We start from the raw sequence: 20,315 nt of genomic DNA, 5'->3' as shown, positions 1-20,315 counted from the left end.
TACCGTCCGGGTGGCTTCGCCGGGTACCGTGGTCGGGGCCCGGACCACACCCCGACCTGCGGGCCGCGGAGAACACCAGGAGCAAAAGTGTTCAATGACGTAGGCCCCCTTGAGATCGTGACCCTCGTGGTGCTCGCCGTGATTGTTTTCGGCCCGGACAAGCTGCCGAAGGTCATCCAGGACGTCACCCGGACGATCCGGAAGATCCGCGAGTTCTCCGAGAGCGCCAAAGAGGACATCCGCACCGAGCTGGGTCCCGAGTTCAAGGACTTCGAGTTCGAGGACCTCAACCCCAAGACGTTCGTGCGCAAGCAGCTGATGGACGGCAGCGACGACCTGGGGCTGAAGGAGATCCGCAGCAGCTTCGATCTCAAGAAGGAGATCTCCGAGATCACCGATGTGGTGAACGGCAGGTCCAGCATCACCGAGGACGAGGCGGAGACCGCCGCCGAGATCGCCCCCGCTGGTGCCAATGGCTCATCGACAGGCCCGGACATGCTCAAGAAGAGCGGCCCTGACCTGCAGAAGAAGAGTGTGACGGTCGACACTGGCGAGCGTCCGCCCTTCGACGCCGACGCCACCTGAGTATCCTCCCTCTGTCCGGCAGTGAGGGCGCCCGTGGGGGTGGGCCGCTTCGGACGCTGAGGATCGAGGAGGCGGCCGGCACATGGAGACGACGAGTCGGACTGGGACGCGCACGGTCGACGACTATCTGAGGGCGCCCTTTGCCTGGTACGGCCTGGATGAGGCGTTCACCGGGCCCCGGCGGCTGATGCAGGTCGGCATCGCCGCGGATGGCACGGTCCAGCACGGTTCCCTGGGCCATGGGGACGAGCCCGCCGTGAGACCGGACGCGACCCCGGAGAAGGACCACTTCGCGGTCGTGGTGACCATCGCGTCCAGCCCGGTGCGGCGCAGCGGCGACGGTACGGGCGTACTGGAGGCCACCACCGTCTCGTCCGCGGCCTGGCTGGCGGCCTCCGGGCTGCTGGCCTGCACCTGGCCCGCCCAGCTGGACCACTCGCTGCGTGACGACTGGCTGGAGCAGCAGACCGAGGCCGCGTTCGAGCTGGCGGACGACCTGACCGGCCAGGAGTGGTCGGAGCTGACGCTGCCGGTGGACGGGGAGCCGACACCGTTCGCCTACCGCGAGGTGGAGTTCGGCTGGGTGCTGGCCGGGGCCACGTCGAGCGGGGTGCACCTGGGAGCGTACGGGCGCGGGATGAGCGCGTACGGGCTGGGCTTCGCGGTGGCCAGGGACATCACCGTGTACGTGTGAGATGACAGCAGCACACCGGGGGCGGGCCGCCGAAGCGGCCCGCCCCCGGTGTGCTGTGCGGAGATCTAGAACTTGTTGCGCGGGGTGACCCCGAGCGACATGCCCGCCAGACCGCGCTGACGGCTGCTCAGCTTGGATGCGATGGCGCGCAGCGCGGCGCCCGCGGGGGAGTCCGGGTCGGTCAGGACGACGGGCTTGCCCTCGTCGCCGCCCTCCCGCAGCCGGACGTCGATCGGGATGGAGCCGAGCACCGGGACGGTCGCGCCGGTGGTCTTCGTCAGGCCCTCCGCGACCTTCTGCCCGCCGCCCGTACCGAAGACGTCGACCATCTCGTCGCAGTGCGGGCAGGGCAGGCCCGACATGTTCTCGACGACACCGACGATCTTCTGGTGGGTCTGCACGGCGATCGATCCGGCCCGCTCGGCCACCTCGGCGGCGGCCTGCTGCGGGGTGGTGACCACCAGGATCTCGGCGTTCGGCACGAGCTGCGCCACCGAGATCGCGATGTCGCCCGTGCCCGGCGGCAGGTCGAGCAGGAGCACGTCGAGGTCGCCCCAGTACACGTCCGCCAGGAACTGCTGAAGCGCGCGGTGCAGCATCGGCCCGCGCCACACCACCGGAGCGTTGCCCGGCGTGAACATGCCGATCGAGATGACCTTCACGCCGTGCGCGGACGGCGGCATGATCATGTTCTCGACCTGGGTGGGATGGCCGTAGGCGCCGAGCATCCGCGGCACGCTGTGGCCGTAGATGTCCGCGTCGACCACGCCGACCTTCAGTCCGTCCGCGGCCAGCGCGGCAGCCAGGTTGACCGTCACCGACGACTTGCCGACGCCGCCCTTGCCGGAGGCGACCGCGTACACGCGGGTCAGCGAGCCGGGCTTGGCGAAGGGCACCTCGCGCTCGGCGGTGCCGCCGCGCAGCGAGGTCGCGAGCTCCTTGCGCTGCTCGTCGCTCATCACGTCCAGTTCGACGCTGACCGAGGTCACACCTTCGACACGGGCGACGGCGTCGGTCACATTGGTGGTGATCGTCTCGCGCATCGGGCAACCGGAGACGGTGAGGTAGACCGTGACAGCGACCGCCCCGTCCGCACCGATGTCGACCGATTTGACCATGCCGAGTTCGGTGATCGGTCGGTGGATCTCGGGGTCGTTCACTGTCGCCAGTGCTTCACGCACCGCGTCTTCCATAGCCATGCGTCGATGGTACGGCGCCCGCAGTGGCCGCGGGAAAGAGCGGTCAGTGGTCGGCTTCGTCACTTTCCCGCGGGAATACCTGACGCCGCTCCGCCATGTCCTTCACCAGGTCCTGGAGTTCGGACCGGATCCAGTCACGGGTGGCGACCTCGCCCAGGCCCATCCGCAGCGCCGCGATCTCCCGTGTGAGGTATTCGGTGTCGGCGATGGAGCGTTCGTTCTGGTGGCGGTCCTGTTCCAGATTGACCCGGTCCCTGTCGTCCTGGCGGTTCTGCGCGAGGAGGATCAGCGGGGCCGCGTACGAGGCCTGCAGCGAGAGCACCAGGGTCAGGAAGATGAAGGGGAACGGGTCGAAGCGCAGCGCGTGCGGCGCCCAGGTGTTCCACACCACCCAGATGACGATGACGACGGTCATCCAGACGATGAACCTGCCGGTCCCCAGGAAGCGCGCGACCCGCTCCGATGTCCGGCCGAAGGACTCCGGGTCGTACTCGGGCAGCCAGCGCCGCTTCGGCGCGAGCGGCTGGTCGAGACGGCCCCTGGACGTCGGCTCAGCGGTCATCGGCGGCCTCCGCGGGGAGATCGTCCGGGCCGGGCCGGCCTTCGTCCTCGTCGGGCCGCTCGTCATCGGTGTCCGGGTCACCGGTGACGCCGGACTCCTGGTGGAAGTCGGTCTCGCGCCAGTCGCTCGGCAGCAGGTGGTCCAGCACGTCGTCGACGGTGACCACCCCGAGCAGCGAACCGCTCACATCCACGACGGGGGCCGCGAGCAGGTTGTACGCGGCGAGATAGCTCGTCAGCACCGGCAGCGTGGCCTGCGGCGGCAGCGGCGGGAGGTCGCTGTCGACGATCGCGCCGACCAGGGTGAACGGGGGATCGCGCAGCAGCCGCTGGAAGTGCACCGCACCCAGGTACTTGCCGGTCGGCGTCTCGTCGGGCGGCCTGCACACGTACACCTGGGCGGCCAGGGCGGGGGAGAGGTCCTCCTTCCGTACGCGGGCCAGCGCGTCGGCGATCGTCGCGTCCGGGCGCAGCACGATCGGCTCGGTGGTCATCAGACCGCCCGCCGTCCGCTCCTCGTAGGAGAGCAGCCGCCGCACATCGGCCGCGTCGTCCGGCCGCATCAGCGTCAGCAGCCGCTCCTTGTCCTCCTCGGGCAGTTCGCTCAGCAGGTCGGCCGCGTCGTCCGGGTCCATCGCCTCCAGGACATCCGCCGCGCGCTCCTCCTGGAGCTTGCCGAGGATCTCCACCTGGTCGTCCTCGGGCAGCTCCTCCAGGACGTCCGCGAGGCGGTCGTCGTCGAGTGCGGCGGCCACCTCGGCCCGGCGCTTGGGCGTCAGATGGTGCATCACGTTGGCGAGGTCGGCCGGGCGCAGCTCCTCGAAGGTGGCGACCAGGCTCTCCGCGCCCTGTCCCTCCTCCTCCAGCGAGAAACCGGTGACCCCCGACCACTCGACGGTCAGCGTCTCGCCCTTGCGCCGCAGCGCCCCGCCCTTCCCCTTCCGCACGAAGACCTTGTCGATCTCCCAGTCGCGGCGGGCCGGCAGCTGCTGCACGGACACGTCCAGGACGGTCACCTGCTCGTCCGTACCGGTCAGCCGCACCCGCCGGTCGAGCAGCTCGCCGAGGACCAGGCGTTCCGTGGGGCGCTGTTCGAAGCGGCGCACATTGACCACGCCGGTGGTGATGACCTGACCCGACTCGATACCGGTGACCCGGGTCATGGGCAGGAAGATCCGGCGGCGGCCGACCACCTCGACGACCAGTCCGAGCAGCCGCGGCGGGCGGCTGCCGACCCGCAGCATCGCGACGAGGTCGCGGACGCGGCCCACCTGGTCGCCGTTCGGGTCGAAGACCGAGACGCCGGCGAGGTGCGAGACGAAGATCCGGGGGACGCCTGCCGCCATCCGCGCGCGCCTCCTCTTCGTACGCTCCGTGCCGTGTCTGGTTCGTGCCGTTCATGCCGTTGCGGCGCCTTGTTCGGGCTTCACGTTAGCCCGTCCCGTTCCGTGCCGCCCCGGCAGCGGGTCCGGATGGCTCTGTTCCGTTCAGCGCGGGTGACCCGGGTACGCTGCGGTCTCCTGGTGAGGACACTCGTATGAGAGGCAGTGCGCACGTGGCTGCATTTCCCCCGGCCACCCGGGCCCGCAGGGCAGGCCTCGCAGGCGCGGTGTGCGCCGTCCTGGCGGTGTCGCTCGCGGCCTGCGCGGGCGACCCCGACGCGGGGACCAACGGGGTCGGCAAGCTCTCCGCGGAGCAGATCGAGGCGAAGGCCCGCGCCGCAGCCGACGCGGCCAAGGCGGTGTCCCTCTCCGGCACGCTGATCGGCAAGGGCGGCTCGTACCAGCTGGACATGCGCCTCAACGCGCAGGGCGGCACCGGCTCCGTCACATCGAGGAGCAGTACGTTCGCGCTGCTGCGCATCGGCGACGCGCTCTATGTGAAGGCCGGGGCGGACTTCTGGAAGCAGACCGGCGGCAAGGACGGGACGGGCGCCGCCGGCAAGCTGGACGACAAGTACGTCAAGGTGCCCAAGAGCGACCCGGCATACGACCAGTTCCGCGGGTTCACCGACATGCACGCCCTCCTCGGCGGGCTGCTGGGGCTGCACGGCTCACTGGGCAAGGGCGACCGGACCAAGGTGGGCGGCGTCCCGGCAGTACAGGTCACCGGCGGAGACGGGAAGGGCGGCAGGCTCGACGTGTCCCTGAAGGGGACCCCGTATCCGCTGCGGTTCGAGCGGGCCGGCGGTGCGGGCACGCTCCAGCTGACGCAGTGGAACAGCAACGTCACGCTGGTGCCGCCGGGCAAGGGCGACACGGTGGACTACGGACACGAGCTGCCCACGTCGTAGGACCCCGGCCCCGGCCCCGGTACCAGGTCACCGGCGGCGCTTGCGCCTCAGCAGCAGTTTGGGCAGGCCCGCCGGGATCTCCTGACGGGTTGTCGCGGACGTCGGCAGCGGGGCGGCGGACAGCGATCCCTCGGGCAGCGCCGTGAGAGCCTCCCGGGGAACGAGCCGCACCACGCGGCACTCCCGCGCCCAGCGCTCCACCATGGCCTCGCCGTCCGGGGCGTTCAGCCGCTTCCCCTTCAGCTCGGCCACGGCCGCCTCCCACGCTTCCGTGCGGGGCGCGAGCTCCGCCGTCAGCGCCGTCCAGGCGACCAGCCGCCCGCCCTTGTCCTTGCTGCGCACCGTGACCTCGGCCGCCGCCCCGTCGGCGAGCCCCGGCAGCGGCTGCTCACCGGGCCCGTCACCGACGATCAGGGCGGCGCCCTCGTGCCAGACGTGCCAGAGCGCCCGCGCAGGACCCGTGCCCCGCACCCAGATGAGGCCGGACTTCTTGGTGGCCTCCTCGACGAGGGCCCGCTCAAGGAAGGTCTGAGTCATGGGACCAGGGTAGGCGCAGGGCGCCCGCCGCCCCGCCCCGGTGGGACCGGCCCCCTCAGAGCCACCCGTTCCGCTTCAGCGTGCGGTGGATGCCGACACACAGGGCCAGGATCCCCACCATCACCATCGGGTAGCCGTACCGCCAGTGGAGCTCGGGCATGTGCTCGAAGTTCATGCCGTAGACCCCCGTGATCATGGTCGGTACGGCGATGATGGCAGCCCACGCGGTGATCTTGCGCATGTCCTCGTTCTGCGCGACCGTCGCCTGCGCCAGGTTCGCCTGGAGGATCGAGTTGAGCAGGTCGTCGAAGCCGACGACCTGCTCCTGGACCCGCGCCAGGTGGTCCGCGACATCGCGGAAGTACTTCTGGATGTCCGGGTCGACCAGCCGCATCGGCCGCTCGCTGAGCTGCTGCATCGGACGCAGCAGCGGCGAGACCGCCCGCTTGAACTCCAGTACCTCGCGCTTCAGCTGGTAGATGCGCCCCGCGTCGGTACCCCGCGAAGTTCCCTTCGCGGGCTCGGAGAAGACGTCGATCTCGACCTCGTCGATGTCGTCCTGCACGGCGGACGCCACGGCCAGATAGCCGTCGACCACCTGGTCGGCGATGGCGTGCAGTACGGCCGACGGGCCCTTGGCGAGCAGCTCGGTGTCCTCCTGCAAGCGGTGTCGCAGCGCGCGCAGCGAGCCCTGGCCGCCGTGCCGCACGGTGATCACGAAGTCCCGCCCGGTGAAGCACATCACCTCGCCGGTCTCGACGACCTCGCTGGTGGAGGTGAGTTCGGCGTGCTCGACGTAGTGGATCGTCTTGAACACGGTGAAGAGGGTGTCGTCGTACCGCTCCAGCTTGGGCCGCTGGTGTGCGTGCACGGCGTCCTCGACCGCGAGCGGGTGCAGCCCGAACTCGGCCGCGATACCGGAGAATTCCTCCTCGGTCGGCTCGTGGAGCCCGATCCAGGTGAAACCGCCCGAGTCGTGTGCGCGCCGCAGCGCCTCACGCGGCGTCAGGCACTTCTCGCCCGATTCACGTACGCCGTCCAGGTAGACGGCGCAGTCGACGACCGCGCTGCTGGCCGACGGGTCGCGGGTGGGGTCGTAATTGCTGTGCGTGGAGCTGCTCTTGCGCAGGGCGGGACGGACCGCTGCGCGCAGGTCACGGATCATCGACATGGCGGGACTCCTTCACGGAGGGGCCGTCGGCGGGCGTGGCACTGCCCGGAATGAGGGCGTATCGAGGCGTAGGACTCATACGTCCGCAAAGCGGGCGGAACCGCAGCGTCGCGGTGACGGCGTTCGCTACAGACACGGATCAGACAGAAGCGAGATGCTCTTCCGGCGTGCGAAATGCCATGAGACTCAGGGGTTTCCCGGCGTGGCGGCCGGGTATGCAGGGTCTCGGGTCACAGAGAACACGGAAAATGCGCGGAAGAGCGGCTTGTACTGCACGGTCGACTCGGATCTCGATCCATCGCAGTCCCACCTCCTCCGGCCGGTCCCCCGTAGGGGACGATGATGCTGCCCTGACCAGCGGCCAAGACTATCAGCCGGCTGAAGTGTCAAGCCCCCACTTTGCCTGTTCGATACGCGCTCTATGCTCGGGCGCATGGCAGATGTTCTCGCTCTGGTCGAAGCCCGGCTGTGCTCAGCGCTGGGCGAACCGGATGCCCGCGCGGCCGTGACGTTCCTCGGTACGGACCGGATCGAGGTGCTGCGCTTCGTGGACGCCCGGGACCCGGCCGTCGTCCGGTACGCCACGCTCGGGATGTCCGCGCACCCGATGTCCGACCCCACGGCGACGCTCGCGGACCCGGTGCAGGGTCCGCGAGCCGAACTGGTCCTCTCGGTGCGTGCCGGGCTCGCGGAGACGGACCAGGTGCTCCGCCCGCTTGCCGTGCTCGCCGCGTCGCCGCAGGTCGAAGGTGTCGTTGTGGCTCCCGGCGCCTCGCTCGACCTGGGTGAACCCCTGTGGAGCGGCGCGCCGTTCAGCTCGGTCCTCGTCGCCGAGCCGGGCGGGCTCGTCGACGACCTGGAGCTCGACGCGCCGCTGGACCCGGTCCGCTTCCTGCCGCTGCTGCCCATGACGGACAACGAGGCGGCGTGGAAACGGGTGCACGGCGCCGGTGAGCTCCAGGAGCGCTGGCTGGCGCGCGGAACGGACCTGCGCGACCCGCTGCGCAGGTCCGTCGCACTGGACTGACCGGTCTGCCGGGGCTCAGTTGACGAAGGCGGACACGCCGTCCTCGGTCGCGTGCGCCGGTTCCAGCTCCTGCGCCTCGTGGGTCAGCGCCGCACGCCGTACCCATACGACCACCGCGCCGAGCACCGCGGCTGCCGCGGCCACCACGAACGGGATGTGGATGCTGGTCCAGCCCTCGATGTGCGGGGCGAGGAAGGGTGCGGCGGCCGCCGCGAACCAGCGGACGAAGTTGTAGCCCGCGCTCGCCACCGGGCGTGGCGCGTCCGAGACACCGAGCGCCAGCTCCGTGTAGACGGTGTTGTTCAGGCCGATGAACGCGCCGGACACGATCGTGCAGACGATCGCCGTCGTGTGGTCGCCGTAGCCGAGGACCACCAGGTCGGCGGCGAGGAGCACCAGTGAGGCGCCCAGCACCTTCAGGGTGCCGAAGCGCTTCTGGAGCCGGGGCGCCACGAGTACGGAGAACACCGCGAGCAGCAGACCCCAGCCGAAGAAGACCGCGCCCGACTTGTACGGCGTCATGTTCAGAACGAACGGCGTGAAGGCCAGGACCGTGAAGAACGCGTAGTTGTAGAAGAAGGCCGATCCCGCCACGGAGGCGAGCCCGCCGTGGCCGAGCGCCCGGATGGGGTCGAGCAGCGCGGTCTTCCTGGCCGGCTTGGGCTGTTCCTTGAGCAGGAACGAGATGCAGATGAAGCCGATGGCCATCAGCGCCGCGGTACCGAAGAACGGGTAGCGCCAGCTCGCGTTGCCGAGCAGCGCTCCGACCAGGGGCCCGCAGGCCATGCCGAGCCCGAGAGCGGATTCGTACAGCAGGATCGCTGCCGCGCTGCCGCCCGCCGCGGCGCCGACGATGACGGCGAGCGCCGTGGAGACGAAGAGCGCGTTGCCCAGCCCCCAGCCGGCCCGGAAGCCGACCAGCTCGCCGACGGAGCCCGACGTGCCGGAAAGGGCGGCGAAGACCACTACCAGCGCGAGTCCGGCGAGCAGGGTCTTCTTGCCGCCGATCCGGCTGGAGACCCAGCCGGTGACCAGCATCGCCACGGCGGTGATCAGGAAGTACGAGGTGAAGAGGAGGGAGACCTGGCTCGGTGTCGCCTGCAGGCCCTTGGCGATGGACGGCAGGATCGGGTCGACGAGCCCGATCCCCATGAAGGCCACGACCGACGCACCCGCCGTGGCCCATACGGCCATCGGCTGACGCAGGATGCTTCCGGCCCCTTCGTCGAACGGATCCTCTCCCGGCATGGCACGCCCTCACTCTCATTGATCGTCGCGCTGGATCGTTGTGTTATACACACAATAAGTTAGTGAGGCTAATGAATGCAACATGCATCTAGTTTTGCCGGGGCCCTGCGGCCGCCGGCGGCGGGGAGGGGAGCGCCGGCGGCCCGCACGCGTGTGCGGCGGACGGGTGATCGTCCTTGACGTGGTGACGGGCGGGGAGGACCGTTGGGAGGTATGAGGGGCGAACCCAGTTGCCCGAAGTGTGGTGGCCGGGTCAGGGCACCCGGCCTCTTCGCCGACACGTGGCAGTGCGACGCGCACGGCGTGGTCCATCCGCTGCAGCCGGTGATCCCGCCCAGCGTCGAGGCGCTGGAGGTGGTCGCCCATCGCGCGCGGGTACCCGTCTGGATGCCCTGGCCGCTGCCCGTCGGCTGGCTCTTCACGGGTGTGGTGAGCGCCGGCGACGACCGGAGCGGCGGCCGGGCCACAGCTGTGGCGTGCTCGGGCCCAGGGCCGCTTGAAGGGCCGGGGGAGCTGCTGCTCGTGGCCGAGGAGCTGGGCGTGGGGCTCGGGGCGCGGTACGCGGGCGTCGAGGGCCCCGACCCCGCCCCGTACATCGACGTCGGTAAACCGCCGCAGGCCAAGGTCCTGGCGGCGGGCCGGCCCACGCCGCTCTGGCGCGTCGAGTCCCCCACCGACCGCGCGGTCTTCGCGGGGGAAGCGCGCGGGCTCTGGCTCTGGGCGATTCTCTGGCCCGAGCAGTCCGGGCTGCTGATGTACGACGAGCTGGTGCTCACGGACCTGCGGGAGGCGGGCACGGAGATGGAACTGCTGCCGTGCGGGGCGCTGTCCCCGCGCATCCTGGACTGACCGGGACGGGCCCGCGCGCCGGTTACCCTTGAGCGTCCCCTGGTGGACGGACCGTCCTACGTCCCCGAGCTCCGGAGTCCCGCGTCGTGCGCATCGACCTGCACACCCACTCCACGGCCTCGGACGGTACGGACACCCCGGCTGAGCTGGTGCGCAACGCGTCCGCCGCCGGACTCGATGTCGTCGCGCTCACCGACCACGACTCGACCCGTGGGCACGCCGAGGCCCGCGCGGCACTGCCCGCCGGGCTGACGCTCGTCACGGGCGCCGAGCTCTCCTGCCGTCTCGCCGGCGGCGAAGGCGGCGAGGACACCGGGAGCACCGGGCTGCACATGCTCGCGTACCTCTTCGACCCCGGCGAACCGGAGTTCCTGCGGGAGCGCGAACTCGTACGCGACGACCGGGTCCCGCGAGCGCGGGCCATGGTCGGCAGGCTCCAGGAGCTGGGCGTCCCGATCACCTGGGACCAGGTGGCACGCATCGCGGGCGACGCGTCACTGGGCCGTCCGCACATCGCCACCGCCCTGGTGCAGCTGGGGGTCGTCGAGACCGTGTCCGACGCCTTCACCGCCGAGTGGCTGGGCGACGGCGGGCGCGCGTACGCCGAGAAGCACGAACTCGACCCCTTCACGGCGGTCCGGCTGGTCAAGCAGGCCGGTGGAGTCACCGTCTTCGCTCACCCGCAGGCCGCCAAGCGGGGCAGGGTGGTCCCCGAGTCGGCGATCGCGGATCTCGCCGCCTGCGGCCTCGACGGCATCGAGGTCGACCACATGGACCACGACGAGCCCACCCGCGCCAGGCTGCGCGGCCTCGCCGCCGAGCTGGGCCTGCTGGTCACGGGCTCCAGCGACTACCACGGCAGCCGCAAATCCGTTGAGCTCGGAGCGTGTACGACGCATCCCGAGGTCTACGGCGAGATCATCCGGCGCGCGACTGGGGCGTTCCCCGTTCCGGGCGCGGGCGGAGACTCCGCCTAGGTCCTGCCCAGGATCCCGAGCCGCACCGGCACCGGACCACCTGTCCGGCGCCGCTCGCCGCTCGCCCGCTTCCCGTCCGCCGCTCCCGGTGTGCCGCGTTCCCGCGGTACCCGGTGTGCTGCCCTCCGGTGCCGGTACGTACTCCGGCACCACCCTCCCTGCTCACTCTCTCCACGCAAGCAAGGCCCTCACTGTGTTCGACATCGCTGTCTTCGGATCCCTCTTTGTCACCCTTTTTGTGATCATGGACCCTCCAGGGATCACCCCGATCTTCCTTGCCCTCACCGCGGGCCGCCCGGCCAAGGTCCAGCGCCGGATGGCCGGGCAGGCGGTGGCGGTGGCACTCGGAGTGATCACTGTCTTCGGCCTGCTGGGCCAGCAGATCCTCGACTACCTCCATGTCTCCGTGCCGGCGCTGATGATCGCCGGCGGGCTGCTCCTGCTGCTCATCGCTCTCGACCTGCTCACCGGCAAGACCGACGAGCCGACGCAGACGAAGGACGTCAATGTGGCTCTCGTGCCGCTGGGCATGCCGCTGCTCGCGGGGCCCGGCGCCATCGTCTCGGTGATCCTCGCGGTGCAGCACGCGTCGACCGCGGCTCAGCAGGTGTCCGTATGGGCCGCCATCGTCGCGATGCACGTGGTGCTCTGGGTGACCATGCGGTACTCGCTGCTGATCATCCGGGTGATCAAGGACGGCGGTGTCGTGCTGGTCACCCGGCTCGCCGGCATGATGCTGTCCGCCATCGCGGTGCAGCAGATCATCAACGGTGTCACGCAGGTCATCAGGGCCGGATGAGCCGCGGGCCCCGCGCCGAGGTGGCGCCCCGCGGGGCGGTCGCCGACGCACAGCGCCCCCGTGCGTCTGCACGGGGGCGCTTCCTCTGGAAAATCTTCCGGTGTTACGAGGCCGATGTGTCGGCCGGGCGGATGTAGATGCGCTGGCCGATTGCGGCGGCCTGCTGCACGATCCGGTTGACGGAGGCGGCGTCTACGACGGTGCTGTCCACGGCGGAGCCATCGACATCATCGAGTCGCATGATTTCGAAGCGCAAGGCTTCTCCCTTCGTCTGATCCTCCTGCTAGGAGAACTACTGGTGCGGGCTCCACAGTCTCGTCCCGCGGTGGGTCCGGACGGTTGCCCGTCCGTTAAGAGGTGATTGCGCGACTTAGCAGCAACACGTTCTGTAGGTAGTAACGGGTTGCCCCTGGCAAACATTCCCTACGCTAAAGAAAATTTTCGCGAGCCTAACGACCGATGGGTCGGGCCGCAGGTTGTGCTCACTCGGTGACGCCACAGACAATGAGCCCTGTATGAACGATCCAGATATCAGCGCCCAGCTGGAGCGCACCAACGCGCTCCTCCAGCGCGTGCTCTCCGAGGTGTCCAAGACACCCTCCACGCACGCGATCTTCGTCGACGCCGGATACGTGTACGCCGCGGCCGGCCTGCTGGTCACCGGGAACGAGGACCGCAGATCGTTCGACCTCGACGCAGAGGGCCTGATCGAGGCGTTCATCGACAAGGCGCGGACCATCTTCGCGGACAGCAGGCTGCTGCGGGTGTACTGGTACGACGGCGCCCGGCGTCGTATCCACACCCCGGAACAGCAGTCGATCGCCGAGCTGCCGGACGTCAAGGTCCGCCTCGGCAATCTGAACGCCAACAACCAGCAGAAGGGCGTCGACTCCCTGATCCGCACTGATCTGGAATCACTCGCCAGGCACCGTGCGATCAGCGACGCCGCACTGGTCGGCGGAGACGAGGACCTCGTCTCCGCCGTCGAGGCCGCTCAGGGGTACGGCGCGCGGGTCCACCTCTGGGGCATCGAAGCGGGGGAGGGCCGAAACCAGGCCGAGCCGCTGCTCTGGGAGGTCGACAGCCAGCGGACCTTCGACCTGGAGTTCTGGAAGCCGTACGTGGGACGCCGCCCGGTCACGGTGTACGAGGAGGGGGCGGCCCCGCCGTCCCGTGAGGACGTCCGCTTCGTCGGCGCGCAGATCGCGGCGACCTGGCTCGCCGAACGCGGCCGTCAGACGCTGGCCGAGCTGCTGCCGGGACGCCCCTACCTGCCGGGCCCCGTGGACCAGGATCTGCTGGTCGAGGCGGAGCGGTTGCTCCAGCGGTCGCTGCGTGGCCACGGCGACCTGCGGCGGGCGCTTCGGGACGGCTTCTGGAACCATCTGCAGTCGCAGTACTGACGGCGCGCCCCGGCCTGCCGGTCCGGCAGGCCGGGCCCGTATCCGTTCAGCCGGCCGCGTCCCAGAACGCGGCCAGCACCTCGGCCGTCCGCTCGGGCCGGTCGGTGTTGGGGGAGTGTTCGGCCCCGGTGATGACGCTCCGGGCAGCCCCGAGCCGTACGGCCATCTCGTCGAGCAGGGGGACCGGCCAGGTGTCGTCGCGCTCGCCCGAGACGACGTGCTGGGCCAGCGGGAGCGCGGCGAGCTCATCCACCCGGTCCGGTTCGTGCGTCAACTGCCGACCAGTGGCTATGAGTTGCGCCGGGTTGTGCATCAACCAGCGCCGCCGCAGGGCTGGTTCCTCCACGGGGTCGGCATCCTGCGGCGGGTCCATCGCGCGCATCGCGTCCCAGACCTGTTCCATCGTGAGCGCGGCGAGCGCGTCGCTCAGCAGCCTGATCTTCTCCTGCTGGGCGGCGTTGACCCGGGCGGGGCCGGACGAGATCAGTGTCAGCGACGCGAAGGGTGTGGGGTCGAGCAGTACCGCCGCGCGGGCGATCTGGCCACCGAGTGAGTGCCCGACCAGGTGCACGGGCGTGCCGGCCGCCTCGGCCTGGGCCAGTACGTCCCGGGCCAACTCGCCCTGGGCGTAAGCATCCTGGTCGTCGGGACCGGCGCTCTCGTACTGCCCGCGTCCGTCGATAGCGAGCACACGGTATCCGGCGGTGGCCAGCGGCCGCAGCATCGCGACGAAGTCCTCCTTGCTCCCCGTGAACCCGGGGAGCAGCAGGGCGGTGCGGCCGGCAGCCGGTGCGCCGGTCCCCGCTGCCCCCGCCGCGGCGGGGGCCACCAGGGTGGCGAAGGTGCCGCGGGAGGTCCGGAGGGAGTGGGCACGGGTGCCCGCGGGCGGCGCGAAGGTGGGAGGCCTGCTCATGGCACGAGGCTAGCGCCTCGGCCGGACAGGACCTGGATGTCCGGGGACGCGGAACCCGGGCCGCACGGATGTGTCGGCGCGAGCTGGTGGCCGGCGCGGGCGCGGGCCCAGCACGCACCGGTGGCCCGGACCCCGCTGGGGGTCCGGGCCACCGGTGCGTGCGATCAGCTCTCCGGCTGGGCCGCCTTCGGCGCCCTCGTGCGGCGCCGCCTCGGCTTGGCCTCGGCCGGCTCCGCCTCGACGGCAGCCGCCGCCGGGGCCTTGGCCGTCCGTGTGCGGGTCCGCTTCGGCTTGACCGCGGCAGGGGCCTCGGCCACCGGCGCGGCCGGAGCCACCACCGCTGCCTCGGCGACCGCGGTCTGCGCGTCGGCGCTGCTCGACCTCGCACGGCGGCGGCGGCGCGGTGCGCGTGCCTCGTCGGCGGTGGCGGCGTCCGCCGGGGCGGACACCTCGGTCGCGGCCTCCGTGGCGGACGCTGCCGTGTCGGCCTCCGTGAGCGGCGCGCCGTTGCGGGTGCGCCTGCGCTGGCGGGGCGTACGCGGGGCGCGCTCCTCCTTCACGGCGGGTGCGGGCACGGACGCCTTGCTGCGGCCGCGGCCACCGGTCTCGCCCAGGTCCTCGAGCGCCTCGGCGCCGAGCCCGGCGCGCGTACGGTCCGCTCGCGGCAGAACACCCTTCGTGCCCGCGGGGATGCCCAGCAGCTCGTAGAGGTGGGCGGAGGTGGAGTACGTCTCCTCCGGGTCGTCGAACGGCAGGTCGAGCGCCTTGTTGATCAGCTTCCAGCGCGGGATGTCGTCCCAGTCGACCAGGGTGATCGCCGTACCCGACTTGCCCGCGCGGCCGGTGCGGCCGATGCGGTGCAGATACGTCTTCTCGTCCTCGGGGGACTGGTAGTTGATGACGTGCGTCACATCGTCGACATCGATACCGCGGGCCGCGACGTCGGTGCAGACGAGGACGTCGACCTTGCCGTTGCGGAAGGCGCGCAGCGCCTGCTCACGGGCGCCCTGGCCGAGGTCGCCGTGGACCGCGCCCGAGGCGAAGCCCCGGGTCGCGAGCTGCTCGGCGATGTCGGCGGCCGTCCGCTTCGTACGGCAGAAGATCATCGACAGTCCGCGGCCGTCCGCCTGGAGGATGCGCGAGACGAGCTCGGGCTTGTCCATGGAGTGGGCGCGGAAGATGTGCTGCGTGATGTTCGCGACCGTCTGGCCCTCGCCGTCGGGCGAGGTCGCACGGATGTGAGTGGGCTGCGACATGTAGCGCCGGGCCAGACCGATGACGGCGCCGGGCATGGTCGCCGAGAACAGCATGGTCTGACGCTTCGGCGGCAGCATGCTCATGATGCGCTCGACGTCGGGGAGGAAGCCCAGGTCCAGCATCTCGTCGGCCTCGTCCAGGACGAGGGCGCGGATGTGGCCCAGGTTGAGCTTCTTCTGACCCGCCAGGTCGAGCAGCCGGCCCGGGGTGCCGACGATGATGTCGACGCCCTTCTTCAGCGCCTCGACCTGCGGCTCGTAGGCCCGCCCGCCGTAGATGGCGAGCACCCGGACGTTACGGACCTTGCCGGCGGTCTGCAGGTCGTTGGTGACCTGCTGGCACAGCTCGCGGGTGGGGACGACGACGAGCGCCTGGGGCGCGTCGGTCAGCTTGTCGGGCTTGGCCCGGCCCGCCTCGACATCGGCGGGGACGGTGACGCGCTCCAGGAGCGGCAGTCCGAAGCCGAGCGTCTTGCCGGTGCCGGTCTTGGCCTGGCCGATGACGTCGGAGCCGGAGAGCGCGACGGGGAGCGTCATCTCCTGGATGGGGAAGGGGGACGTGATGCCGACAGCCTCAAGGGCTTCGGCGGTCTCGGTGAGAATGCCGAGGTCTCGGAACGTAGTCAGGGTGCTGCCTCTTCTGTGAGACGCGGACCGAGGCGAACAAGGGGGTCGTACCGTGCCGACTGGCGCGGGACCACTGCCTTCGCTCAAGCGCTCGTGCCGCTGAGGGGGCCCCTCACATCTAATTGGTGAGGGCGGTCAGGTGGAGCCGATCGGGCCACCGACCGGGCATCCTCATTCGGATGACCCGCCGAACTTGCTGAACATTCGGCAGGCGCATTACCACTGTACCCCCAAATCGCGCAGGCGCGTCGGGTGAATTCATCAGGAGACCAAGGACACAGTGGTCACAGGCGCCCGCGCCGGTCTTTTCCGGCCCCGCATTCCCGCCCGTCACACGGCCCCCGCCCGCCCCTTGCCCGCCCCTCACAAGAGGGTGGCTCAAAGCCCGCCCGGTGCGCGCCCGGCTCTCTGACGGGCTCCGCTCGGCAATTCGTCCCCGGCGGGCGGAGCGCTATTGTGCGGTCCATGCAGACGCCTGACACCGCCAAGGAACAGACCGGTATCGCCGCCCAGAACTGGGAGACGGCGTCGGCCGACCCGAAGTACCACGCCGCGGTCGTGGACCTGCTCGGCGCGCTCGCGTACGGCGAGCTGGCGGCCTTCGAGCGGCTGGCCGAGGATGCCAAGCTCGCGCCGACGCTCGGCGACAAGGCGGCACTGGCGAAGATGGCGTCCGCCGAGTTCTCCCACTTCGAGCGGCTGTCCGACCGGCTGTCGGCGATCGACGTGGAGCCCACGGCCTCCATGGAGCCCTTCGCGCAGGCCCTGGACGACTTCCACCGCCAGACCGCGCCGTCGGACTGGCTGGAGGGGCTGGTCAAGGCGTATGTCGGCGACTCGATCGCGAGTGACTTCTACCGTGAGGTCGCGGCCCGGCTGGACACCGATACCCGTGAGCTGGTGCTCGGGGTGCTCGACGACACGGGCCACGGCAACTTCGCCGTCGAGAAGGTACGCGCGGCGATCGAGGCGGAGCCCCGGGTCGGTGGCCGGCTGGCCCTGTGGGCACGACGCCTGATGGGCGAGGCGCTGAGTCAGGCCCAGCGCGTGGTGGCCGACCGGGACGCGCTCTCCACCATGCTGGTGGGCGGCGTCGCCGACGGCTTCGACCTCGCCGAGGTCGGCCGGATGTTCACCCGGATCACGGAGGCCCACACCAAGCGGATGGCCGCCCTGGGACTTGCGGCGTAACGAAGCGCATCCGGAGCCGGGACGGCCACCCGGGGCGACGGACCCGGGCGCGCCCCCGTGCGTTCTCCGGCGTCGCAGAGCCGGGGCCGGTCACTGTGCCGGCGCTGGTCCCGGGAGCGGCTCGTCGGCGGAGCGCAGCGCAACGGCCGCGTAGAGGCCGCCCGCGACCACGAGAAAGCCCGCGACGGTGAAGATCGTGTCGATCCGTCCGAACCGTATGCCGGCTATCTCGGCGTGAAAATCGCTGAGGACGGTGCTGGCGAGCCAGCCGGACACCGAGACACCGACGAGAGCGGCGAGCTGCTGCACCGGGTTGATCACCGAGATGACCCGGCCCAGGTGCGACTGCGGGACGTGGGCCAGAAGCACCGGCGTGAGAGCGGTGTTGACCACGGCGAGCGGGATACCGACCAGAGCCAGCACGGCGAGCGCAGCCCCCAGACCGGTCAGCCTGGAGTAGATCACCAGACCGGCCCCGGTGAGTACGAGGCCGGCCGAGAACAGCCGGGCCCCGCCGAAACGCCCTGCCAGCACGGTCGCACCCAGCGCACCGGCGACAAGGCCGAAGCCGAGCGCCATTTCGAGGGTTCCGTACCAGCGCGAGGCCGCCCCGAGGTTGTCGGTCACGAAGAACACGTTGAGTGAGTTCAGCGCATCGGCCCCGACGGTGACCAGGGCGATGGTGACGATCAGCGCGGTCACGGGCCCGCTGCGGACCACGAGGCGCAGACCGGCGGCCAGCTCCTTCCGCACCCCGGCCGCTCCGGTCGACGGCTCCACGCCGGCCACCGGGGACGGGGCCGCCCGGCCTCGCGGCACACGGACCGCCCGGACCGCGGCGAACGACACCAGGAAGGAGACGGCGTTGAGCAGGAGCGCCCAGCGCACTCCCACCGAGAACAGCAGCGGGGCGGCGAGAGGCGGTCCGGCGATGGTGGCGATCGCCTGGGTGGCCTGGCCGATACCCGCCGCTCTGGCCCGCTGGTCCGGCTCCACCAGTTCGCCGACGAGCGCGAACCGGGCCGGGTTGAAGAACTGGGCGGCGCCGGTGGCCAGCAGGACGGTGGCGTACACGACGACGAGTTCGGCCGTCTCCGGCAGAGTGCCGGTGGGGAGGAAGGCCACCACGGTCAGGGCGCCGATGAGCCCGGCCCGTACGAGGTCCGCGCCCAGCATCGTCCGCCTGCGGTCCCAGCGGTCGACGAACACCCCGGCGATCGGACCGACCAGCAGCGTCCCGACCGCCACGACGACGACCAGCGCGGATACGGCGGCGGGGGCGTAGGACCTGCCACCGAGCAGGACCGTGCCGATCCACAGGGCCAGCGTCGTGCTGAAGACGAAGTCCCCTATCTGGGAGACCAGTTGGCCTGCCCAGAGCAGCCGGTACCCGCGGTTGATCAGAACCATCGCGCCATTCTGGTGGCGCCCGCGACCCGTCCGCCAGTGCCTTTCCCGCCGCCGTGCCGGGGTTCTGTCCGGCCGGTCCTCGGCGGATCAGCCCGCAGGGCCTAGAGGGCAGGTGACCGGCGGATCCTGCGGACCGGCCGCAGCAGCAGCGAGAGCACCACGGCGCCGATCACCACAGCGCCGAGAATGATCAACGGGCCATGGTCGGGGCCGACCGCGGAGCGGGTGAGGAAGGCGCCGAAGAGTGCGCCGGTCGGACCGGTGGCCAGGACCACCTGACGGGACGGCAGGCGAGTGGGCAGCTTCTGTGCTGCGCACCAGGCCAGCGCCAGACCCAGCAGTACGGATACGAGAGCTTCCCAGAGCATGTCTTCCCTTCCGTGCGCCGCTGTGAGTGAGCTGTGAGCAGGGGCGGTTCCTTGCTGCTTGCCGTCTTACCCGGTGGTCGCGGAACGCAATCCTTGCCGCGCACGGACCACACGCACGGGAACGGCCCGGCCGTCATGTTGACCGCCGGGCCGTTCCCGTCGTTCGTTCTGCTGTGCTGTCCTGCTGTTGTGCTGCCTACAGGGCGCCGAACCCGACGCGCCGGGTAGCGGGCTCACCGAGCTCCACGTACGCGATGCGGTCGGCAGGTACCAGGACCTTGCGGCCCTTGTCGTCCGTGAGGCTGAGCAGCTGCGCCTTGCCGGCCAGCGCGTCGGCAACCGAGCGCTCGACCTCCTCGGCGGACTGCCCGCTCTCCAGAACGATCTCCCGGGGCGCGTGCTGAACCCCGATCTTGACCTCCACGGCTATGTCCCTCCGACGGTCGTGCGGTGCGCGGTCAGCCGCGCCGTACGCAGCACACATTAGCCCGGCCGGCCGCCCCGCAGGACGTCAGCACCGCACGCCCGCAGCGAACACGGACGTCAGCTCTGCTCGCTGCCGTGCAGCGGGAAGCCCGCGATGCCGCGCCAGGCCAGCGAGGTGAGCAGCTGCACCGCGGTGTCGCGCGGGATACCGGACTCGCTGGAGAGCCAGTAGCGGGCCACCACCTGGGAGACCCCGCCGAGGCCCACGGCCAGCAGCATCGACTCGTCCTTGGAGAGTCCGGTGTCTCCCGCGATCACGTCCGAGATCGCCTCGGCGCACTGCAGCGAGACCCGGTCGACGCGCTCGCGGACGGCCGGCTCGTTCGTCAGGTCGGACTCGAAGACCAGCCGGAACGCCCCGCCCTCGTCCTGGACGTACGCGAAGTAGGCGTCCATCGTCGCGGCCACGCGCAGTTTGTTGTCCGTGGTCGAGGCCAGCGCGGTACGGACCGCCTGGAGCAGCGACTCGCAGTGCTGGTCCAGCAGCGCCAGATAGAGGTCGAGCTTGCCGGGGAAGTGCTGGTAGAGCACCGGCTTGCTGACGCCCGCACGCTCGGCGATGTCGTCCATCGCCGCGGAGTGGTAGCCCTGCGCGACAAAGACCTCCTGGGCGGCCCCCAGCAACTGATTCCGTCGTGCGCGGCGCGGCAGCCGCGTACCCCGCGGGCGCGCTGCCTCGGTCTGCTCGATGGCTGTCACGCCGCCTCCCAATGATTGAACA

22 protein-coding genes are annotated in these 20,315 nt (G+C 70.7%); 9 read left to right on the top strand and 13 right to left on the bottom strand.

What is annotated here, in order from left to right:
* Window positions 1-87 precede the first annotated feature (87 nt).
* Together OG584_RS11190 and OG584_RS11185 are read left to right on the top strand one after the other, a co-directional pair.
* Window positions 88-585 carry a sec-independent translocase gene (locus OG584_RS11190; RefSeq protein ID WP_405777514.1) on the top strand — a complete coding sequence of 166 codons (498 nt, stop codon included), beginning with the start codon at window positions 88-90 and terminating at the stop codon, window positions 583-585.
* A gap of 82 nt (window positions 586-667) precedes the next feature.
* Window positions 668-1,279 carry a hypothetical protein gene (locus OG584_RS11185; RefSeq protein ID WP_405777512.1) on the top strand — a complete coding sequence of 204 codons (612 nt, stop codon included), beginning with the start codon at window positions 668-670 and terminating at the stop codon, window positions 1,277-1,279.
* Between the two features lie 65 nt (window positions 1,280-1,344).
* Here OG584_RS11185 and OG584_RS11180 read toward each other — a convergent pair whose 3' ends face one another.
* The 3 genes from OG584_RS11180 to OG584_RS11170 are packed head-to-tail and all read right to left on the bottom strand — an operon-like array spanning window position 1,345 to window position 4,385.
* Window positions 1,345-2,478: an Mrp/NBP35 family ATP-binding protein gene (locus OG584_RS11180; RefSeq protein WP_405777510.1), complete on the bottom strand. Its 1,134-nt coding sequence runs from the start codon at window positions 2,476-2,478 to the stop codon at window positions 1,345-1,347.
* A 43-nt stretch (window positions 2,479-2,521) separates the two neighbouring features.
* Window positions 2,522-3,040 carry a DUF1003 domain-containing protein gene (locus tag OG584_RS11175; RefSeq protein ID WP_405777509.1) on the bottom strand — a complete coding sequence of 173 codons (519 nt, stop codon included), beginning with the start codon at window positions 3,038-3,040 and terminating at the stop codon, window positions 2,522-2,524.
* A complete protein-coding gene (locus tag OG584_RS11170) occupies window positions 3,030-4,385 on the bottom strand; it encodes a magnesium transporter MgtE N-terminal domain-containing protein (protein WP_405777507.1) in 1,356 nt (451 codons plus the stop codon). The genes OG584_RS11175 and OG584_RS11170 overlap by 11 nt, the downstream gene beginning before the upstream one ends.
* A gap of 209 nt (window positions 4,386-4,594) precedes the next feature.
* Here OG584_RS11170 and OG584_RS11165 point away from each other — a divergent pair, with 209 nt between their 5' ends.
* Complete coding sequence (locus OG584_RS11165; RefSeq protein ID WP_405777505.1) at window positions 4,595-5,332, top strand: hypothetical protein; 738 nt, start codon at window positions 4,595-4,597, stop codon at window positions 5,330-5,332.
* Window positions 5,333-5,359: 27 nt separating this feature from the next.
* Here OG584_RS11165 and OG584_RS11160 read toward each other — a convergent pair whose 3' ends face one another.
* Window positions 5,360-5,869 (bottom strand): hypothetical protein, encoded by a 510-nt coding sequence (locus OG584_RS11160; RefSeq protein WP_405777503.1) that lies wholly within the window; start codon window positions 5,867-5,869, stop codon window positions 5,360-5,362.
* Window positions 5,870-5,924: 55 nt separating this feature from the next.
* Complete coding sequence (locus OG584_RS11155) at window positions 5,925-7,040, bottom strand: magnesium and cobalt transport protein CorA (RefSeq protein ID WP_405777501.1); 1,116 nt, start codon at window positions 7,038-7,040, stop codon at window positions 5,925-5,927.
* A 433-nt stretch (window positions 7,041-7,473) separates the two neighbouring features.
* Here OG584_RS11155 and OG584_RS11150 point away from each other — a divergent pair, with 433 nt between their 5' ends.
* Window positions 7,474-8,067 carry a suppressor of fused domain protein gene (locus tag OG584_RS11150; RefSeq protein WP_405777499.1) on the top strand — a complete coding sequence of 198 codons (594 nt, stop codon included), beginning with the start codon at window positions 7,474-7,476 and terminating at the stop codon, window positions 8,065-8,067.
* 15 nt (window positions 8,068-8,082) lie between these two features.
* Here OG584_RS11150 and OG584_RS11145 read toward each other — a convergent pair whose 3' ends face one another.
* On the bottom strand, window positions 8,083-9,315 hold the full coding sequence (locus OG584_RS11145; RefSeq protein ID WP_405777498.1) for an MFS transporter: 1,233 nt from the start codon (window positions 9,313-9,315) through the stop codon (window positions 8,083-8,085).
* Window positions 9,316-9,528: 213 nt separating this feature from the next.
* On the opposite strand from OG584_RS11145, the gene OG584_RS11140 reads away from it, so the two are divergent.
* From OG584_RS11140 to OG584_RS11130, 3 genes are all read left to right on the top strand, one after another.
* Window positions 9,529-10,164, top strand: coding sequence for a DUF6758 family protein (locus OG584_RS11140; RefSeq protein WP_405777496.1), 636 nt, complete (start codon window positions 9,529-9,531; stop codon window positions 10,162-10,164).
* Window positions 10,165-10,250: 86 nt separating this feature from the next.
* Complete coding sequence (locus OG584_RS11135; RefSeq protein ID WP_405777494.1) at window positions 10,251-11,141, top strand: PHP domain-containing protein; 891 nt, start codon at window positions 10,251-10,253, stop codon at window positions 11,139-11,141.
* 193 nt (window positions 11,142-11,334) lie between these two features.
* Window positions 11,335-11,940, top strand: a complete 606-nt coding sequence (locus OG584_RS11130; RefSeq protein ID WP_405777492.1) for a MarC family protein — start codon at window positions 11,335-11,337, stop codon at window positions 11,938-11,940.
* Between the two features lie 103 nt (window positions 11,941-12,043).
* Here OG584_RS11130 and OG584_RS11125 read toward each other — a convergent pair whose 3' ends face one another.
* Window positions 12,044-12,196 carry a hypothetical protein gene (locus OG584_RS11125; protein WP_266659153.1) on the bottom strand — a complete coding sequence of 51 codons (153 nt, stop codon included), beginning with the start codon at window positions 12,194-12,196 and terminating at the stop codon, window positions 12,044-12,046.
* Between the two features lie 259 nt (window positions 12,197-12,455).
* On the opposite strand from OG584_RS11125, the gene OG584_RS11120 reads away from it, so the two are divergent.
* Window positions 12,456-13,343, top strand: coding sequence for an NYN domain-containing protein (locus tag OG584_RS11120; protein ID WP_405777490.1), 888 nt, complete (start codon window positions 12,456-12,458; stop codon window positions 13,341-13,343).
* A gap of 46 nt (window positions 13,344-13,389) precedes the next feature.
* Here OG584_RS11120 and OG584_RS11115 read toward each other — a convergent pair whose 3' ends face one another.
* On the bottom strand, window positions 13,390-14,256 hold the full coding sequence (locus OG584_RS11115; RefSeq protein WP_405777488.1) for an alpha/beta fold hydrolase: 867 nt from the start codon (window positions 14,254-14,256) through the stop codon (window positions 13,390-13,392).
* A 164-nt stretch (window positions 14,257-14,420) separates the two neighbouring features.
* Complete coding sequence (locus OG584_RS11110) at window positions 14,421-16,049, bottom strand: DEAD/DEAH box helicase (protein ID WP_405777486.1); 1,629 nt, start codon at window positions 16,047-16,049, stop codon at window positions 14,421-14,423.
* A gap of 555 nt (window positions 16,050-16,604) precedes the next feature.
* On the opposite strand from OG584_RS11110, the gene OG584_RS11105 reads away from it, so the two are divergent.
* Entirely contained in the window at window positions 16,605-17,330 is a 726-nt protein-coding gene (locus OG584_RS11105; protein ID WP_405777484.1) for a ferritin-like fold-containing protein, read from the top strand.
* Window positions 17,331-17,420: 90 nt separating this feature from the next.
* Here the strand turns inward: OG584_RS11105 and OG584_RS11100 are convergent, their stop codons facing one another.
* The 4 genes from OG584_RS11100 to OG584_RS11085 form a co-directional block, all read right to left on the bottom strand.
* Entirely contained in the window at window positions 17,421-18,740 is a 1,320-nt protein-coding gene (locus tag OG584_RS11100) for an MFS transporter (RefSeq protein ID WP_405777482.1), read from the bottom strand.
* Window positions 18,741-18,841: 101 nt separating this feature from the next.
* Window positions 18,842-19,108: a hypothetical protein gene (locus OG584_RS11095; protein ID WP_405777480.1), complete on the bottom strand. Its 267-nt coding sequence runs from the start codon at window positions 19,106-19,108 to the stop codon at window positions 18,842-18,844.
* Window positions 19,109-19,304: 196 nt separating this feature from the next.
* Window positions 19,305-19,532: a DUF3107 domain-containing protein gene (locus OG584_RS11090; protein ID WP_266853361.1), complete on the bottom strand. Its 228-nt coding sequence runs from the start codon at window positions 19,530-19,532 to the stop codon at window positions 19,305-19,307.
* Between the two features lie 119 nt (window positions 19,533-19,651).
* The gene (locus OG584_RS11085; protein ID WP_405777478.1) at window positions 19,652-20,293 is read right to left on the bottom strand and encodes a TetR/AcrR family transcriptional regulator; all 642 of its coding nucleotides are present in this window, start codon (window positions 20,291-20,293) and stop codon (window positions 19,652-19,654) included.
* Window positions 20,294-20,315: the final 22 nt, after the last annotated feature.

The organism is Streptomyces sp. NBC_00859 (assembly GCF_045161865.1).
Classification (GTDB): Bacteria; Actinomycetota; Actinomycetes; order Streptomycetales; family Streptomycetaceae; genus Streptomyces.
The sequence above is the reverse complement of the archived record's forward strand: the minus strand, read 5'-3'. Positions and strand labels throughout refer to the sequence as shown.

What these genes read in the sequence shown, in the direction of transcription:
- OG584_RS11145 (WP_405777498.1), bottom strand. Translation starts at nt 9,315, where the DNA reads ATGCCGGGAGAGGATCCGTTCGACGAAGGGGCCGGAAGCATCCTGCGT.
- OG584_RS11150 (WP_405777499.1), top strand. Translation starts at nt 7,474, where the DNA reads ATGGCAGATGTTCTCGCTCTGGTCGAAGCCCGGCTGTGCTCAGCGCTG.
- OG584_RS11160 (WP_405777503.1), bottom strand. Translation starts at nt 5,869, where the DNA reads ATGACTCAGACCTTCCTTGAGCGGGCCCTCGTCGAGGAGGCCACCAAG.
- OG584_RS11170 (WP_405777507.1), bottom strand. Translation starts at nt 4,385, where the DNA reads ATGGCGGCAGGCGTCCCCCGGATCTTCGTCTCGCACCTCGCCGGCGTC.
- OG584_RS11120 (WP_405777490.1), top strand. Translation starts at nt 12,456, where the DNA reads ATGAACGATCCAGATATCAGCGCCCAGCTGGAGCGCACCAACGCGCTC.
- OG584_RS11180 (WP_405777510.1), bottom strand. Translation starts at nt 2,478, where the DNA reads ATGGCTATGGAAGACGCGGTGCGTGAAGCACTGGCGACAGTGAACGAC.
- OG584_RS11105 (WP_405777484.1), top strand. Translation starts at nt 16,605, where the DNA reads ATGCAGACGCCTGACACCGCCAAGGAACAGACCGGTATCGCCGCCCAG.
- OG584_RS11115 (WP_405777488.1), bottom strand. Translation starts at nt 14,256, where the DNA reads ATGAGCAGGCCTCCCACCTTCGCGCCGCCCGCGGGCACCCGTGCCCAC.
- OG584_RS11110 (WP_405777486.1), bottom strand. Translation starts at nt 16,049, where the DNA reads ATGACGCTCCCCGTCGCGCTCTCCGGCTCCGACGTCATCGGCCAGGCC.
- OG584_RS11185 (WP_405777512.1), top strand. Translation starts at nt 668, where the DNA reads ATGGAGACGACGAGTCGGACTGGGACGCGCACGGTCGACGACTATCTG.
- OG584_RS11100 (WP_405777482.1), bottom strand. Translation starts at nt 18,740, where the DNA reads ATGGTTCTGATCAACCGCGGGTACCGGCTGCTCTGGGCAGGCCAACTG.
- OG584_RS11140 (WP_405777496.1), top strand. Translation starts at nt 9,529, where the DNA reads ATGAGGGGCGAACCCAGTTGCCCGAAGTGTGGTGGCCGGGTCAGGGCA.
- OG584_RS11155 (WP_405777501.1), bottom strand. Translation starts at nt 7,040, where the DNA reads ATGTCGATGATCCGTGACCTGCGCGCAGCGGTCCGTCCCGCCCTGCGC.
- OG584_RS11095 (WP_405777480.1), bottom strand. Translation starts at nt 19,108, where the DNA reads ATGCTCTGGGAAGCTCTCGTATCCGTACTGCTGGGTCTGGCGCTGGCC.
- OG584_RS11175 (WP_405777509.1), bottom strand. Translation starts at nt 3,040, where the DNA reads ATGACCGCTGAGCCGACGTCCAGGGGCCGTCTCGACCAGCCGCTCGCG.